Source organism: Nocardiopsis flavescens (genome assembly GCF_900141985.1).
GTDB lineage: Bacteria > Actinomycetota > Actinomycetes > Streptosporangiales > Streptosporangiaceae > Nocardiopsis > Nocardiopsis flavescens.
This window is the reverse complement of sequence record NZ_FQZK01000009.1, coordinates 80,000-93,525: the sequence shown is the minus strand read 5'-3', so window position 1 is coordinate 93,525 and position 13,526 is coordinate 80,000. Positions and strand designations below refer to the sequence as shown.

At 76.1% G+C, this 13,526-nt stretch carries 11 protein-coding genes and 1 tRNA gene; 6 read left to right on the top strand and 6 right to left on the bottom strand.

Translation table 11 applies throughout. The features are described from left to right. The first annotated feature begins 63 nt into the window (after nucleotides 1-63). From BUE45_RS16090 to BUE45_RS16080, 3 genes are all read left to right on the top strand, one after another. Nucleotides 64-152, top strand: a tRNA-Ser gene (locus BUE45_RS16090). 468 nt (nucleotides 153-620) lie between these two features. Continuing rightward, complete coding sequence (locus BUE45_RS16085; RefSeq protein WP_245833306.1) at nucleotides 621-2,906, top strand: molybdopterin oxidoreductase family protein; 2,286 nt, start codon at nucleotides 621-623, stop codon at nucleotides 2,904-2,906. Next, nucleotides 2,903-3,367: a hypothetical protein gene (locus tag BUE45_RS16080; protein WP_073380150.1), complete on the top strand. Its 465-nt coding sequence runs from the start codon at nucleotides 2,903-2,905 to the stop codon at nucleotides 3,365-3,367. Before BUE45_RS16085 ends, BUE45_RS16080 begins: the two co-directional genes overlap by 4 nt. 50 nt (nucleotides 3,368-3,417) lie before the next feature. On the opposite strand, the gene BUE45_RS16075 is transcribed toward BUE45_RS16080, so the two are convergent. Genes BUE45_RS16075 through BUE45_RS16065 form a run of 3 tightly spaced genes read right to left on the bottom strand, consistent with a single transcriptional unit; the run spans nucleotide 3,418 to nucleotide 6,238 of the window. After that, the gene (locus tag BUE45_RS16075) at nucleotides 3,418-4,458 is read right to left on the bottom strand and encodes a hypothetical protein (protein WP_073380149.1); all 1,041 of its coding nucleotides are present in this window, start codon (nucleotides 4,456-4,458) and stop codon (nucleotides 3,418-3,420) included. Between the two features lie 56 nt (nucleotides 4,459-4,514). Next, nucleotides 4,515-4,979, bottom strand: a complete 465-nt coding sequence (locus tag BUE45_RS16070; protein WP_073380148.1) for a VOC family protein — start codon at nucleotides 4,977-4,979, stop codon at nucleotides 4,515-4,517. A 29-nt stretch (nucleotides 4,980-5,008) separates the two neighbouring features. Then, nucleotides 5,009-6,238 (bottom strand): FAD-dependent monooxygenase, encoded by a 1,230-nt coding sequence (locus BUE45_RS16065; protein WP_073380147.1) that lies wholly within the window; start codon nucleotides 6,236-6,238, stop codon nucleotides 5,009-5,011. A gap of 180 nt (nucleotides 6,239-6,418) precedes the next feature. Here BUE45_RS16065 and BUE45_RS16060 point away from each other — a divergent pair, with 180 nt between their 5' ends. The 3 genes from BUE45_RS16060 (at nucleotide 6,419) to BUE45_RS16050 (ending at nucleotide 10,882) form a co-directional block, all read left to right on the top strand. Beyond that, the gene (locus BUE45_RS16060) at nucleotides 6,419-7,408 is read left to right on the top strand and encodes a TetR/AcrR family transcriptional regulator C-terminal domain-containing protein (protein ID WP_073380146.1); all 990 of its coding nucleotides are present in this window, start codon (nucleotides 6,419-6,421) and stop codon (nucleotides 7,406-7,408) included. A gap of 283 nt (nucleotides 7,409-7,691) precedes the next feature. Then, the gene (locus tag BUE45_RS16055; protein WP_073380145.1) at nucleotides 7,692-8,441 is read left to right on the top strand and encodes an ABC transporter ATP-binding protein; all 750 of its coding nucleotides are present in this window, start codon (nucleotides 7,692-7,694) and stop codon (nucleotides 8,439-8,441) included. Beyond that, entirely contained in the window at nucleotides 8,441-10,882 is a 2,442-nt protein-coding gene (locus tag BUE45_RS16050; protein WP_073380144.1) for an ABC transporter permease, read from the top strand. The genes BUE45_RS16055 and BUE45_RS16050 overlap by 1 nt, the downstream gene beginning before the upstream one ends. A gap of 10 nt (nucleotides 10,883-10,892) precedes the next feature. Here BUE45_RS16050 and BUE45_RS16045 read toward each other — a convergent pair whose 3' ends face one another. The 3 genes from BUE45_RS16045 to BUE45_RS16035 form a co-directional block, all read right to left on the bottom strand. Further along, nucleotides 10,893-11,579, bottom strand: a complete 687-nt coding sequence (locus BUE45_RS16045) for a response regulator (protein WP_143173379.1) — start codon at nucleotides 11,577-11,579, stop codon at nucleotides 10,893-10,895. Continuing rightward, a complete protein-coding gene (locus BUE45_RS16040; protein WP_073380143.1) occupies nucleotides 11,576-12,958 on the bottom strand; it encodes a sensor histidine kinase in 1,383 nt (460 codons plus the stop codon). Before BUE45_RS16040 ends, BUE45_RS16045 begins: the two co-directional genes overlap by 4 nt. A gap of 81 nt (nucleotides 12,959-13,039) precedes the next feature. Continuing rightward, nucleotides 13,040-13,477 (bottom strand): DoxX family protein, encoded by a 438-nt coding sequence (locus tag BUE45_RS16035; RefSeq protein ID WP_073380142.1) that lies wholly within the window; start codon nucleotides 13,475-13,477, stop codon nucleotides 13,040-13,042. Nucleotides 13,478-13,526 lie beyond the last annotated feature (49 nt).

Genomic DNA, 13,526 nt, shown 5'->3' with positions numbered 1-13,526 from the left:
CCGACCCCTCGCGGCATTCGTTTTGCACAGCGGGCCCCCGTGTCTGTACCCTTGTGGCAGCCAGGAGGATTCGCCTAGTCAGGTCTATGGCGCCGCACTGCTAATGCGGTTTGGGTTTACGCCCATCCGGGGTTCAAATCCCCGATCCTCCGCGCTACGGCCCGGGGCCTCTCCCACGCGCAAACGGGAGGGGCCCCGGGTTCTTTCGTGTCCGGGGCCTCCCGGCCCGCGCGCCCCGCCGCGCCCTCCCGTCGGGCTGGACCCGTGGGCCGGGTCGGCGAAACCGCCGCCGGACCCTCCCCCTCTCGCACCGGCCCGCGTGTGCCGCCCGTTTTTTCGCAGGTCAGCACCCATACTGTCTGCCATCTGTCCGGGCCGGACGGCCGGTATCGGCCGCCCGGCGCGCCGGGGGCGGCGTCCGCGCCGCGCCGTGACGAGAGGGGTGGTCTCCTGTGCCGTCGAGGGATCCGATAGCCGAGCCCTGGGGGACACGGACCCCCTACGGTCCGGGCGATCCGTGGCCGGCGAGGGTCGACCTCCACCTCGCCGAGGGCGTGGAACCCGACCAGGTCGACCGGTGGGTCCGGTCCGCGTCGCTCCTGCACTCCAACGGCGACGCGATGGACATCGCGGTCAAGGACGGCCGGATCGTCGGGGTGCGGGGCCGCGCGGAGGACCGGGTGAACCGGGGGCGCCTGGACCCCAAGGACCTCTACGGCTGGCAGGCCGGCCACTCCCCCGACCGCCTCACCCGACCGCTCGTGCGCCGCGGCGGGGAGCTGGTCGAGACGGACTGGGACACCGCGATGGACCTCGTGGTGGAACGCAGCAGGGGGCTGCTCGACGAGCGGGGCCCCTCCGCCCTGGGCTTCTACACCAGCGGCCAGCTGTTCCTGGAGGAATACCACACCCTCGCCGCCCTCTGCCACGGGGCGATCGGGACCAACCACCTGGACGGCAACACGCGGCTGTGCACGGCCACGGCCGCCGCCGCCCTGAAGGAGTCCTTCGGCTGCGACGGGCAGCCGGGCTCCTACGCCGACATCGACCACGCCGACGTCATAGCGCTGTACGGCCACAACATGGCCGAGACGCAGGCGGTGCTGTGGACCCGGGTCCTGGACCGGCTGGCCGGGCCGAACCCGCCCCGGCTGCTGTGCGTGGACCCCCGGCCGACACCGGTGGCCCGGGAGGCGGCACTGCACCTGGCTCCGCGTCCGGGCACCAACGTGGCCCTCATGAACGCGATCCTGCACGAGCTCATCCGGACCGACCGGGTGGACCACGCCTACGTGGAGGCCCACACCGTCGGTTACGGGGAGCTGGTCCGGCTGACGGCCGACTACCCGCCCGAGCGCGCCGCCGAGATCTGCGACCTGCCCGCGCAGGGCATCCGGGAGGCCGCCGCACTGCTGGGCGGCGCCGAGCGGCTGCTGTCGACCGTGCTCCAGGGCTTCTACCAGTCGAACCAGGCCACCGCCGCCGCGGTGCAGGTCAACAACGTCCACCTGCTGCGCGGCATGCTGGGCCGCCCCGGGGCGGGCGTGCTCCAGATGAACGGCCAGCCCACCGCGGAGAACACCCGCGAGTGCGGTGCGGACGGCGACATGACGGGGTTCCGCAACTGGAACAACGACCGGCACGTCGCCGACCTCGCCGCGGCCTGGAACCTGGACCCGGCGCGGATCCCGCACTACGCCCCGCCCACGCACGCCATGCAGATCATGCGCTACGCGGAGAAGGGCTCGATCCGCTTCCTCTGGGTCAGTGCGACCAACCCGGCGGTGTCACTGCCCGAACTGCGCAGGATCCGCGAGGTCCTCGCGCACCGGGACCTGTTCCTCGTGGTGCAGGACGTCTTCATGACAGAGACGGCGGAACTCGCCGACGTGGTGCTGCCCGCGGCGACCTGGGGGGAGAAGACCGGGACGTTCACCAACAGCGACCGCACCGTGCACCTGTCCGAGAAGGCCGTGGAGCCGCCCGGCCAGGCGCGGCCGGACCTCGACATCTTCCTGGACTACGCGCGGCGCATGGGCTTCCGGGACAGGGACGGGCGGCCCTTCCCCCAGTGGCACGACCCCGCCTCGGCCTTCGAGGCCTGGAAGCGGGCGGGTGCGGGCCGCCCCTGTGACTACTCCGGCCTCACCTACGACCTCCTGCGCGACGCCGGCGGCATCCAGTGGCCCTGCGACGCGGACCGCCCGGAGGGCACCGAGCGGCTCTACGCGGACGGCCGGTTCTGGGCCTCCCCCGAGGAGTGCGAGAGCTACGGCCGCGACCTCGTCACGGGGGCGCCGCTGGAGGAGGCCGAGTACCGCGCCGCCAACCCCGGGGGGCTGGCGATGATCAAGGCGGCGGAGTACGTCGCACCGCACGAGGAGCCGAGCGGGGAGTACCCCTTCACTCTGATCACCGGCCGCACGCTCTACCACTTCCACACGCGCACCAAGACGGCGCGCGCACCCGAGCTCCAGCGGGCCGCCCCCGAGGTATGGGTGGAGGTCTCCGCCTCCGACGCGCGGGAGGCGGGGATCGCCGAGGGCGATCCGGTGGAGGTCCGTTCGGCGCGCGGGGCGGTCGTCGCCCGCGCCAGGGTCAGCGGGATCCGCCCCGGGGTCCTGTTCGTCCCCTTCCACTACGGCTACTGGGACACCGGCGCGCCGGACGCCGGCGGGGCCGGGGGACGGGCCGCCAACGAGCTGTCCGCCACCGACTGGGACCCCGTGTCCAAGCAGCCCCTGTACAAGACCGCGGCCGCGCGGCTGCGCGCCCTGGGGCCGGGCGACGGACGGCCGTCCCCGGCGCCCACGACGACCGCGTCCGCCCCCGTCGGCGCGGAGGTGGCGCGCACGCGGGGCGAACCGGACACCCGGGAGACGTACCCCGGGGGAGGGACGCGATGAGGATCGGAGTCGCCCTGCGGGAACTGCACCGCTCGGAGAGCGCCCTGTCCGCCGAGTTCCTGCGGGTGGCCGGCCGGCACCCGCAGGAGCACGAGGTCCGCCACGTGGCCGGGGACCTGGCGGCGTGGTCCCGGGACCACGTGCTCACGATCGCCGGGATCGCGCCCCGTTACGGGGTGGAGCCCGACGGGCCGGGATCCCCCGAACCGTCCGGGGAGGGGCGTGAACTCCCCGGGGAGGAGTCCGACGCGGACCTGCTGCTGCTGGCGGACCTGAGGCGGCTGTACCGGATGAGCGCGGGGGTGGCGCTGGACTGGGACCTGCTCGGGCAGGGGGCCCGGGTCGTCGGGGACTCCGGTCTGATCGAGGTCACCCGGCGGTGCGCGCCCCGCTCGGTCCGCCGGATGCGCTGGGCGCGGGGGATGCTCAGGGCCCTCTCCCCGCAGATTTTGGCGGGCTGAGGGCCCCGGGGGCCCGCGCGGCGTGCGGACCCCCGGGGCCGCGGGCGGGGTCAGCGCCGGTACGGGTCCGCACCGGACACGGTGCCCGCGCTCCCCCGCCGGGCGACGTGCCGGGCCAGCAGCGCCAGCAGGACCACCTCCGCGACGATGGTCACGGCGCCCAGCGCGGCGGTGACCGCCGAACCGGGCATCATGAACGCGGTGTGGCCCACCAGGATGCCGCCGGCGAGCCAGATCCGGTGCCGGTCGCCCCAGTCCGGCGCCCCGCGCCAGCGCAGGACCGCCAGGCCGGAGGCGAGCGCCACCGCGGCGGCGAGGGCCGGCGGGACCGGTGGCGGGAGGACGCCGCCGAACACCGTCACGGGCCCCAGCCCCAGGGGCAGCAGCAGGACCAGGAACAGCGCGGTCGCCGCCCCCGCCGCGAGGCCGACCGCGGGCGGGGCCGGCGCGGACCCCGGCGGGGCGGGCGCCGGCGGTGTGAGACGGGGCGCCACGCGCAGCGCCAGGACGGCCAGTACGGCGATGGCGGCGAGGAAGCCAGCGGTCCAGCCCCACGGGGCCAGGTAGCCGGGGTCCTCGGTGCCCGAGATGAAGACCCGCAGGCCCAGGACACCGACCACCGCCAGCGCGCCGACCCCGGCGAGGCCGCCGGTGCGCAGGTACGGGCGGTCGCGGTGGTCCGGGAAGAGCAGGTCGGCGAGCATCACCGGAACGAGCACGCTGAAGACCACGTGCACCCCGATCTGGGACTCCCAGTAGGTCCAGTTCGCCCCGAGCGCCCGCCACCCCCAGTCGGCCGCGCCGTAGATCCGGGGGCTGGTCAGGGCCTGGAGGCCGATCCCGTCCTCTGCCAGCTGGTAGGCCAGGCCGAGCAGCACCAGGCCGGGCCAGCCCGCCCCGGAGCGCACGACCGCCTCCCGCACCACCAGGACCCCGGCCCCGTACATCACCAGGAGCAGCGGCAGGAGCAGCCAGGCCTCGGGCACGGCGACCGCCGTGAAGGTCAGCTCGGCGCAGAGCGTGACCAGCAGCGCCAGCGTCCACGCGGCGCGCAGCCGTCCCCGGCCCGGTGCGGCCCCCGTGCGTGCCACCGCCGCTCCTCTCCGTGCGCCCCGCGGCGGGGCGCCGCCTCCGCCTCGTGTCCGCCTCACACCGGATCGCCTCCCCCGTCCCGGGCGTCGGCCAGGCCCTGGATGTCGATCCTGGTCATCGTGCCCAGCGCCGCGAGGACCCGTTCGGCGGCGTCCGGCCCGGCACCGGCGAGCAGTGTTTCCAGCGCCCTGGGGATGATCTGCCAGGTCACCCCGTACCGGTCGGTGAGCGAGCCGCTGGGGCCCTCCTCCCCACCTTCGGTCAGCGCCGCCCAGAGGTCGTCCACCTCCTCCTGTGTGTCGCAGTCGATGTACATCGAGATCGCGGTGCCGAAGGTGTACCCCGGCCCCCCGTTGTGCGCGATGCAGCGCTGCCCGGCGATCTCGAAGACGACGATCCGGGCGGCGCCGTCGGCGTCGCGCTGGACGTCGAGGACGGTGGCGTCGGCGAAGAGGCCGGTATAGAACTCGGCGGCCTCTTCGGCCGGGCCGTCGAACCAGAGGAAGGTGCTGACCCGCATGTTCGGTCTCCTTGTGGTGGTGGGGTGTTCTATCGGTGCAGGGGTGCGGTGTAGTCCGGGAGCCGGACGGTGTGGGCCACCCGGTCCATGCCCCGGCCGACCAGGTTCCCGGGCAGGTAGGGCAGGATCCGGACGGACTGGTTGCGCATCCAGAGCCGGGCCGGGGACGCCGGCATGAGGCCGCCGTCCCCGGCGCCGCGGGCGAACTCGTGCGCCCGGTCGACGAAGCCGCGCATCCGGTGCTCGTAGACGGCGTAGGCGGGTCCGTGCGCGCCGTCGGCCGCGGCGAGCTCGCCCGCCAGGACGTAGGCGCCGACGAGCGCCAGGCTGGTGCCGATGCCCGACATCGGGGAGGCGCAGTAGCCGGCGTCGCCGAGCAGCACGGTCCGGTTCCGCGCCCACGTGCCGACCTCGACCTGGCCGACCCTGTCGAAGTAGAAGTCGTCGGTGTCCGCGATGCCGGAGAGCATCCGGGGGATCTCCCACCCCTCGCCCTCGAAGGCGCGGAGCACGGTCCGCTTCTGCCCTTCGGTGTCGCGCCGGTCCAGGGGCAGCGGCTCGGAGCGCAGGAAGAACCCGGCCCGGACCATGCCCGGCGCGCGCACGGGGGAGAGCGCGGCCGTCCTGCCGGGGCGGCCGTTGCCGCCCGGCATGGTGTACATCAGCTGCCAGCCGTCCAGGTCCAGCTCCGCGGGCATGGTGTACAGGGCCACGTAGCAGCCGAGGTCGCGGACGTGGTCGCGGTGGGGGCCGAAGACGAGGCGGCGGACGTTGGAGTGCACGCCGTCCGCGCCGACCAGCAGGTCGAAGCGGCGGGTCCCGCCCTTCTCGAACTCGACGACGACGCCGTCCCCGCCCTGGTCGACGCGGGTGATGGAGTCACCGAACACGTACTCGACGCGGTCGCCGGTGGCGTTGTAGAGGATCCGGGCCAGGTCGGAGCGCAGGATCGCCATCTCGGCGATGGGCCCGCCGGAGTCCCCGTACACGTCGGTGCCCATTTTCGCGACCGGCCGGCCGCGGCGGTCGACGAAGGCCATGCCGCGGGCGCCGGTGTGCGCCCGGCGGACCTGCGGGACGATGCCCGTCAGCTCCGCAACCCGGCGGGCGGTGCCGCGGATGTCGACCGCGTGGCCGCCGGTGCGGAGCGCGTCCGCGCGCTCCACGACGGTGGGCCGGAAGCCGAACCTGTGCAGCCAGTGGGCCAGGGCGGACCCGGCGATACCGGCACCGGAGATGAGGACGCTCCGGTTGTTCATGTCTCCTCCTGAGGGTGCGTACGCCGTATCGAGCGCATGCGCCCACGCTAGCCACGCCCACCCGGGGACGGCACTCAAAAGCCCTGATCACCGGCGAACCGGCCATGGGAAGTGTTCTAGTACTACAGAAGTGACCTAGTACGGTTACGCTGGAGCCGACCCAGGGATCGGAGGACCCCCATGCCACCGTCGACGCCTCCGTCGGCCCCGCCGCCCTACCGGCAGATCGCCGACGAGATACGCGGCTGGATCACGACGGGCGCCCTGCGGCCCGGCGACCGGGTGCCCTCGGTGCGCCAGATCGCCCGGCGGTGGGGCGTCGCGATCGCGACCGCCACCCGGGTGGTGGCGGTCCTGCGCGAGGAGGGGCTGGTCGAGTCGCGGGTCGGTTCGGGGACGGTGGTCGGCGATCCCGGCGTACGGGAGGCGGCGGGCGGCCCGGACACCCCCGCCCCGGTGGCGGCGGCGCGGCGGCCGGGGGTGTCCCCTCCCCCGCTGAGCCGGGCGAGCATCCTGCGGACCGCCATCGCCATCGCCGACGTCGAGGGCCTGGACGCGGTGTCGATGCGCAGGCTCGCCTCGGAGCTGGGCGCCGGCCCGATGTCGCTCTACCGGCACGTGGCGAACAAGGACGAACTCGTGGCCCTGATGGCCGACGAGGTCTTCGGCGAGGTCGGTCCGCTCGAACCGGGGACCGACGGGTGGCGCGCGCAGCTGGAGCGCAACGCCCGCGAGCAGTGGCGGCTGTGCCGCCGCCACCTCTGGCTGACCAGGGCCGTGTCGTTCACCCGCCCCTCGCTGGCGCCCAACATGATGGCGCACACCGAGGCGGTGCTGCGCGCACTCGACGGGCTCGGGCTGCCCGCGGCGACCCGGTTCCACGAGGCCCTCACCCTGCACGCCCTGGTCCACAGCGTCGCCCTCTCCCTGGCCGACGAGGCCGAGGCGGAGCAGGACACCGGGGTCACCCTCGCCGGCTGGCGGCGGGCCGAGCGGTCGCGCACCGAGGAGATCCTCGGCGGCGGGCGGTTCCCGCTGCTGGCGGGCGTTCCGGAGCTGGCCCCGGCGGACCTGGAGGACCTGTTCGAGTACGGGCTGGCCCGCCATCTGGACGGGCTCGCCGTCCTGGTGGCGCGGACGGCCGACCGCGACGGGGCGGCGGACGGCTGACGGGTGCCGGGCGGTCCGGACGGGTCGCTCCGGGGCCGCCCCGGATGCCTGGCGCCGCGCGGCACCGGGACCCGTTCCACGTCGGCCGGGGCGGCGGACGGGACCGGGGCGGCGGCGCCGTGCCGTCACCGCGCACCGGCCCGGAGTCCTTCGTGCGGGCCGTCCGGCGGTCGGCGCGGACCCTGACGATCGTCGGGGCCGGGCCCCGCCGGTCGACACTGTCCGCGCGCCCCCGCCCGTTCCTAGCGTGGGCCTTCCCGTACACGGCGAAGGGAAGGCTGCCATGGGCACGACGGACGGCGGGCGGCACGGGCCCGCCCTGGAGGCGGTCGGCCTCGTGAAGGGGTTCGGCACGGGCGAGGCCGCGGTCACCGCCGTGGCCGGGGTGGACCTGGCCCTGGACCGCGGCGAGTTCGTGGCGGTCATGGGCCCCTCGGGCTCGGGCAAGTCCACGCTGATGAACCTCCTGGCCGGGCTGGACACCCCTACGTCCGGCCGGGTGCTGATCGAGGGGACCGACCTCTCCGGGCTCGACGACCGGGGGCTGACCCGGTTGCGGCGCGAGCGGATCGGGTTCGTGTTCCAGGCGTTCAACCTGGTGCCGACGCTGACCGCGGAGCAGAACATCCTGCTCCCCCTGGCCCTGGCCGGACGCCGCCCGGACCGGGCCCTGCTGGAGGACCTCGTGGAGTCGCTGGGGCTCGGCGACCGGTTGCGGCACCGGCCCGCGGAGCTGTCCGGCGGCCAGCAGCAGCGTGTGGCGGTCGCCCGCGCGCTGGTGACGGGGCCCGCGGTGGTGTTCGCCGACGAGCCGACCGGGGCCCTGGACGTCGCCGCGGGCCGCGGGCTGCTGGAGCGGCTGCGCGATGCGGCCGACCGGCAGGGGCGCACCGTCGTGATGGTCACGCACGACCCCGTCGCCGCGGCCTTCGCCGACCGGGTGCTGCTGCTGTCCGACGGTGCGCTCCACGGCGTCGTCGAGCGGCCGACCGCCGACACGGTGCTGGCGGCCATGGCCCGGGCGGAGGCGTGATGTTCGCCCACGCCCTGTCCGGGATCACCGCCCGCCCCGCCCGCCTGGCCGCGGTACTGGCGGCCATCGTCCTGGGCACGCTCTTCCTCGCGGCGACGGCCGTTTTCACCGCCACGTCCGCCGCCGGGATGCGCCTGGTCGCCGCGGCGCCGCTGACGGCGGCCGACGTGATCGTGGACCGCGACCCGGACGCGCCCGACCCCGGGGCGGACTGGCCCGCGCACGTCGCCGGGCACCCCGGCGTCACGGCCACCGCTCCCGTGCACGCGGCCACCGTCGAACTCGTCACCGGGGAGGCGCGCGCCACCACCAACGTCTACTCCGTCTCCGACCGACCCGAGCTGCGCTGGTTCGAGCTGTCGGAGGGGGTCTGGCCGACGGGCGCCGGCGAGGTGGTCGCGGACGGTCCGACCCTGGAGTCCGCGGGTCTGGCGGTGGGCGACACCGTACGCCTCCTCGCCGACGGAGAGGAGGCCGAGGTGACCGTGGTCGGCGCGGCGGACCTGGGGTTCCGGCCGCTGACCGGCGTCGTGTACCGGCTCTACGCGTCCGAGGACTTCTTCGCCGGGGAGAGCCCGCAGAGCGTCACGGCCCGGGTCGGGGCGGGGACCTCGCCGGAGGAGGCGGTGGCGGGCCTGACCGCGTCGCTGCCCGGCGGCCTCCACGCCATGACCGCCCGGGAACAGGCCGGGCTGGCGGCGGACCGGTTCGCGGGGGGCTCCCGGCAGCTGGAGCTGATCATGCTGGTGTTCGCCCTCATCGCCCTGCTCTCGGCCTCGCTGGTCATCACCAACACCTTCACCATCCTGGTCTCGCAGCGGCGCCGGGAGACCGCGCTGCTGCGACTGGTGGGGGCGGACCGCTCCCAGGTGCGGAACCTGGTCCTGGCGGAGGCGCTGGTCGTCGGCTCCGTCGGGTCGGCGCTCGGCGTGGCCGCGGGGGTGGGCGTCGGATACGCGGGCGCGTCGCTGGCGGGCCTGGCCGGGGACGGCCTGCACGTGGGCGTCCCGGCACTGGCCGGGTCGTTCCTGGCGGGGGTGGCCGCGACCCTGTGCGCCGCGTGGTTCCCCGCGCGCGGGGCGGCCTCGACGGCACCGGTCGAGGCGCTGCGGTCCGCGTCCCTCCCGGGAGGGGTGCGTTTCCGGGCCGTGCACGGGGCGGGGCTCGCCCTGGCCGTGCTCGGAACGGCGGGAACGGTGTTCGGGGCCTGGGCGGACGACCTGCCCGCGGCCATCGCGGGCGGCTCCCTGGGGGCGGTCGGCCTGCTGGTGTTCCTGCGTTACGCGCTCTCCCGGCTCATCCGGGCGGCCGGCGGGCTGCTGCTGCGTCGGCGGGGCGTACCGGAGCTGGCGGGCGCGAACCTGCGGCGGGCCACCGGCAGGTCGGCCACGGCCGCGCTCACCCTGGTGCTGGGGCTGGGGCTGATCACCGCGCTCCTCACGGCCGCCGAGACGGGGCGCGCCACCATCGACGGCGACCTGGACGCCCGCTTCCCCGTGGACGTGAGCGCGCGGGTGGACGAGGGCTCGGTCGACCCCGGGACCGTGGACCTGATCCGCGGCATCGACGGGCTGGCCCTGGTGGAGGCCCCCCGGACGGCCCGGGTGGAGATCGCCGGTCTGGGCGGGACGACCCTGGTGGGGGTCTCCCCGGAGATGGCTCGGGCCGCCGGCTCCGCCGCGGTGGCGCAGGACGGCCCCGGGCCGCCCGCCCTGCTGGTGTCGGCGGACCAGGCACGGGCCCTGGGCGCCGCGACGGGGGACACCGTCGACCTGGCCGTCGACGGCCGGCCGCACCCCTTCACCCTGCACGTGTCCGCCCTCGCGACCGTCTCGGGTTCCCCGGGGCCGGTGGTGCGCGAGGAGGTCCTGGACTCCCTGGCCCCGGGCGGTGAACGCGGCGTGGTGTGGGGCGTGGCGGCGGACGGCGCCGATACCGACGCCCTCGCGGGGCGGATGGCCCGGATCGCCGGGGCGGACCCGCGGATCGCCGTCAACGGGGCCCTCGCCGAACGCGGGGACCTCACCGGTGTCCTCGACGTCCTGGTCGGCCTGGCGCTGGCGATGCTGCTGGTGACCGTGGTCATCTCCGGCCTCGGGGTGGCGAACACCCTGGGCCTGTCCGTCCTGGAGCGGACCCGCGAACTCGCCCTGCTGCGGGCCCTGGGCCTCACCCGGGGCGGGCTCCGGGCGACCCTGGCGGTCGAGGCGGCCGTCATCGCCGCTGTGGGCGCCCTGCTCGGGCTGCTGATCGGGGTGCCCTACGGGCTGGTGGGGGTGAAGGCGGTCATCGGGGGGACCGCGCCCCTGGTGGTGGCGGTCCCGTGGTCCGGGACGGCGCTCGTGCTCGCGGCGGCCCTGCTCATCGGGATCGCGGCGACGCTGCTCCCCGGCCGGCGGGCGGCCCGGATCGCCCCGGCCCAGGGGCTGGGCGTTGACTGACCCGCTCCGTTCAGCCGCCCCCGGCTCGGTCCACCAGGCCCGCCTCGTAGGCGAGCACGGCGGCCTCGACCCTGTTGCGCACGCCCAGGCGCTTGAGGATCGCGCTGACGTGGCCCTTGACCGTTCCCTCCACGAGGAAGAGCCTGCGGCCGATCTCCCCGTTGGAGAGTCCGGCACCGAGCAGGGCGAGGACCTCGCGCTCGCGGGCGGTCAGGTCGCCGACCCGGCCCGCGACCGCCAGCCGGCGGGTGGAGCGGTCGTGCTCCATCCCGTCCAGCAGCCGCCGGGCCACCCGCGGGGAGAGGAACGCGCCGCCCCCGGCCACGGCGCGCACGCCCAGGAGCAGTTCGCGGGGGTCGCCGGTCTTGAGCAGGAACCCGGCGGCTCCCCCGGCCAGGGCGCGCGCCACGTACTCCTCCTCGCCGAAGGTGGTCAGCACGAGCACGCCCGTCGCCGGTGCGGCACGCCGCATCTCGGCGACCGCGGACAGCCCGTCCATCACCGGCATGCGGATGTCGACCAGGGCGACGTCGGGACGGTGGGCACGGGCCCTGCCCACCGCCTCGCGGCCGTCGGCGGCCTCCGCCACCACCTCGATGCCCGGGTCCTCGGCGAGGATCGCGCGCACCCCGGCGCGGATCACCGCCTCGTCGTCCGCCAGCAGCACGCGCACCGGGCGCTCCGTTCCCGCGTTCACCGCCGCACCGCCTCGGCCGACACCAGTTCCCCCTCGTCGAAGCACAGCCGGTACCGGTCGGACCCCGGGTCGAACACCTGCGCGCTGGACCGGTACAGCAGGCACTCCCGCCCGGTCGCGCCGTCCGTGCGGCGGGTGAGCGGGGACTCGGGGAGCAGCGCCTCCACCTCGGCCCGCCCCTGTCCCGGGCGCAGGTGCGCGAAGACCGCGGGCTCCAGGGTGGCGGTCGCGGCCTGGTGCACGGTGAGCACGAGGAGCAGTCCGTACCCGGCACAGGCCGCGGCGGCGGGGATCCCGGCGAGCAGGCCCAGCGCCCACGCGGTGCGCCTGCGGAGCCGCCGGTGCGGGTCCAGGGGCGGCACGGGCGCCTCCTCCCGCCCGGCGCCTCCGGAGGAGGCTCCCCCGCGCAGCGGCAGAACGGCCTCGACCGTCCAGCCGGGGCCGGACGGTCCCGCCCGGAGGGTGCCCCCGGCCAGCCGGACGCGCTCGCGCAGGCCGACGAGCCCGGTACCGCCCCGGGCCGCGGGCGGCGGCTCCCCCTCGCGCGGGGCGGTCCCGGCGACCCGGACCGTCACGGCGTCGGCCGAGGTCTCCAGCCGGACGCGCACGGCCGCCCCCGGTGCGTGCCGGGCGGAGTTGGTCAGCGCCTCCTGCACCACGCGGTGCACGGCCCGGTCCACGAGCACCGGCAGGGGCTGCTCCGGTCCCGTCCGGACCAGGGCGGTGTCCATGCCCGCGTCCCGGGCCCGGGACACCAGGTCCTCGGGGGTCTCGTCGGCGGGCCGGAGCGGGGCGGGCTCCCCGTCGGCGCGCAGCACGCCGACCGACTCGGCCAGCCGGTCGGCCGCGCGGGCCGCGGCCTCGCGGACCCCGGCGGCCTGGGCGCGCCGGTGCCCGGGCAGGTCCCCGGCGAGTTCCAGGGCGCCCGCGCGCAGGGAGAGCAGGCCCAGTTCGTGGCCGACGGCGTCGTGGAGCTCCCCGGCGATCCGGGAGCGCTCGCGCAGCCGGGCCCGGTCGGCGACCAGCCCGGCCTCGTTCTCCAGGATCCGCGCCCTCTCCCAGCCCGCCCGTTCCAGGGCGGCGGCGCTGCGCAGGTACCGGCCCACCAGCCAGGGAAGCGGCACCGCGAAGAGCGTCAGCCCCGCGCCGGTCACCCACATCCCCGCGGGCTGGTCCGTCCACAGCAGCCAGGCCGCCCCGGCCGCCGCGAGGGCCGCGTACACGGCGGCCGCCGGGCGCGGGTCCCCGGACAGGCGGCCGGTGAGCAGCAGGGGGACCGGCAGCAGCAGGAGCAGCCACGGCCGCACCGCGCAGAGCGGCGCGGCCACGGCGACGCAGGCCAGGGCCGCGTGGCCGGCCGGGATCCGGGGAATGCGCATACTCCGGACGGTAGCCCGGTGCGGCCCCGCGGGACATCCGACGAAAGTCAGGGGCGGGGAGGCCGGTACCGCGCTCGCGCCTCAGAGGGCGGCGAGCACGGCCGCGGCGACGAAGACGGCCTGCTCGAAGGTCCGCCACGGCAGCGGGGTCGCGGGAGCGCCGCGCAGGGGCACGCCGCGACGGGCCGCCGAGACGTTGGCCGGGAACATGGCGAGCAGCAGCAGCGCCAGACCGGCCGCCGCGAACGGCGCGGTCGGCGGGAACAGCAGCGCGGCCGCCCCCGCCAGTTCGAGCACGCCGGTCACCGTGACCAGCAGGTACGGGAACGGGAGCGCCGGGGGGACCATCGCGGCGAAGTCGCGGCGCCAGGACGGCAGGAAGTGCACCACCCCGGTGAGGAGGAACATCAGGGCCAGTCCGCCCCGGAGCGAGGTCTGCCAGTCCAGCGCCTCCACGCCCGCCAGGCCCAGGAGCCACAGGAGCGCGGTACCGCCGACGAGGGCGATGAGGGGTGCCATGCGGATCTCCGATCGTCGAATCTTTCCACTGCCAAGATTGCGGCACGAC

Excerpts from the sequence above, each read along its gene's own strand:
- BUE45_RS16085 (WP_245833306.1), top strand. The coding sequence starts at position 621 with ATGGACATCGCGGTCAAGGACGGCCGGATCGTCGGGGTGCGGGGCCGC.
- BUE45_RS16080 (WP_073380150.1), top strand. The coding sequence starts at position 2,903 with ATGAGGATCGGAGTCGCCCTGCGGGAACTGCACCGCTCGGAGAGCGCC.
- BUE45_RS16070 (WP_073380148.1), bottom strand. The coding sequence starts at position 4,979 with ATGCGGGTCAGCACCTTCCTCTGGTTCGACGGCCCGGCCGAAGAGGCC.
- BUE45_RS16065 (WP_073380147.1), bottom strand. The coding sequence starts at position 6,238 with ATGAACAACCGGAGCGTCCTCATCTCCGGTGCCGGTATCGCCGGGTCC.
- BUE45_RS16060 (WP_073380146.1), top strand. The coding sequence starts at position 6,419 with ATGCCACCGTCGACGCCTCCGTCGGCCCCGCCGCCCTACCGGCAGATC.
- BUE45_RS16055 (WP_073380145.1), top strand. The coding sequence starts at position 7,692 with ATGGGCACGACGGACGGCGGGCGGCACGGGCCCGCCCTGGAGGCGGTC.
- BUE45_RS16050 (WP_073380144.1), top strand. The coding sequence starts at position 8,441 with ATGTTCGCCCACGCCCTGTCCGGGATCACCGCCCGCCCCGCCCGCCTG.
- BUE45_RS16040 (WP_073380143.1), bottom strand. The coding sequence starts at position 12,958 with ATGCGCATTCCCCGGATCCCGGCCGGCCACGCGGCCCTGGCCTGCGTC.
- BUE45_RS16035 (WP_073380142.1), bottom strand. The coding sequence starts at position 13,477 with ATGGCACCCCTCATCGCCCTCGTCGGCGGTACCGCGCTCCTGTGGCTC.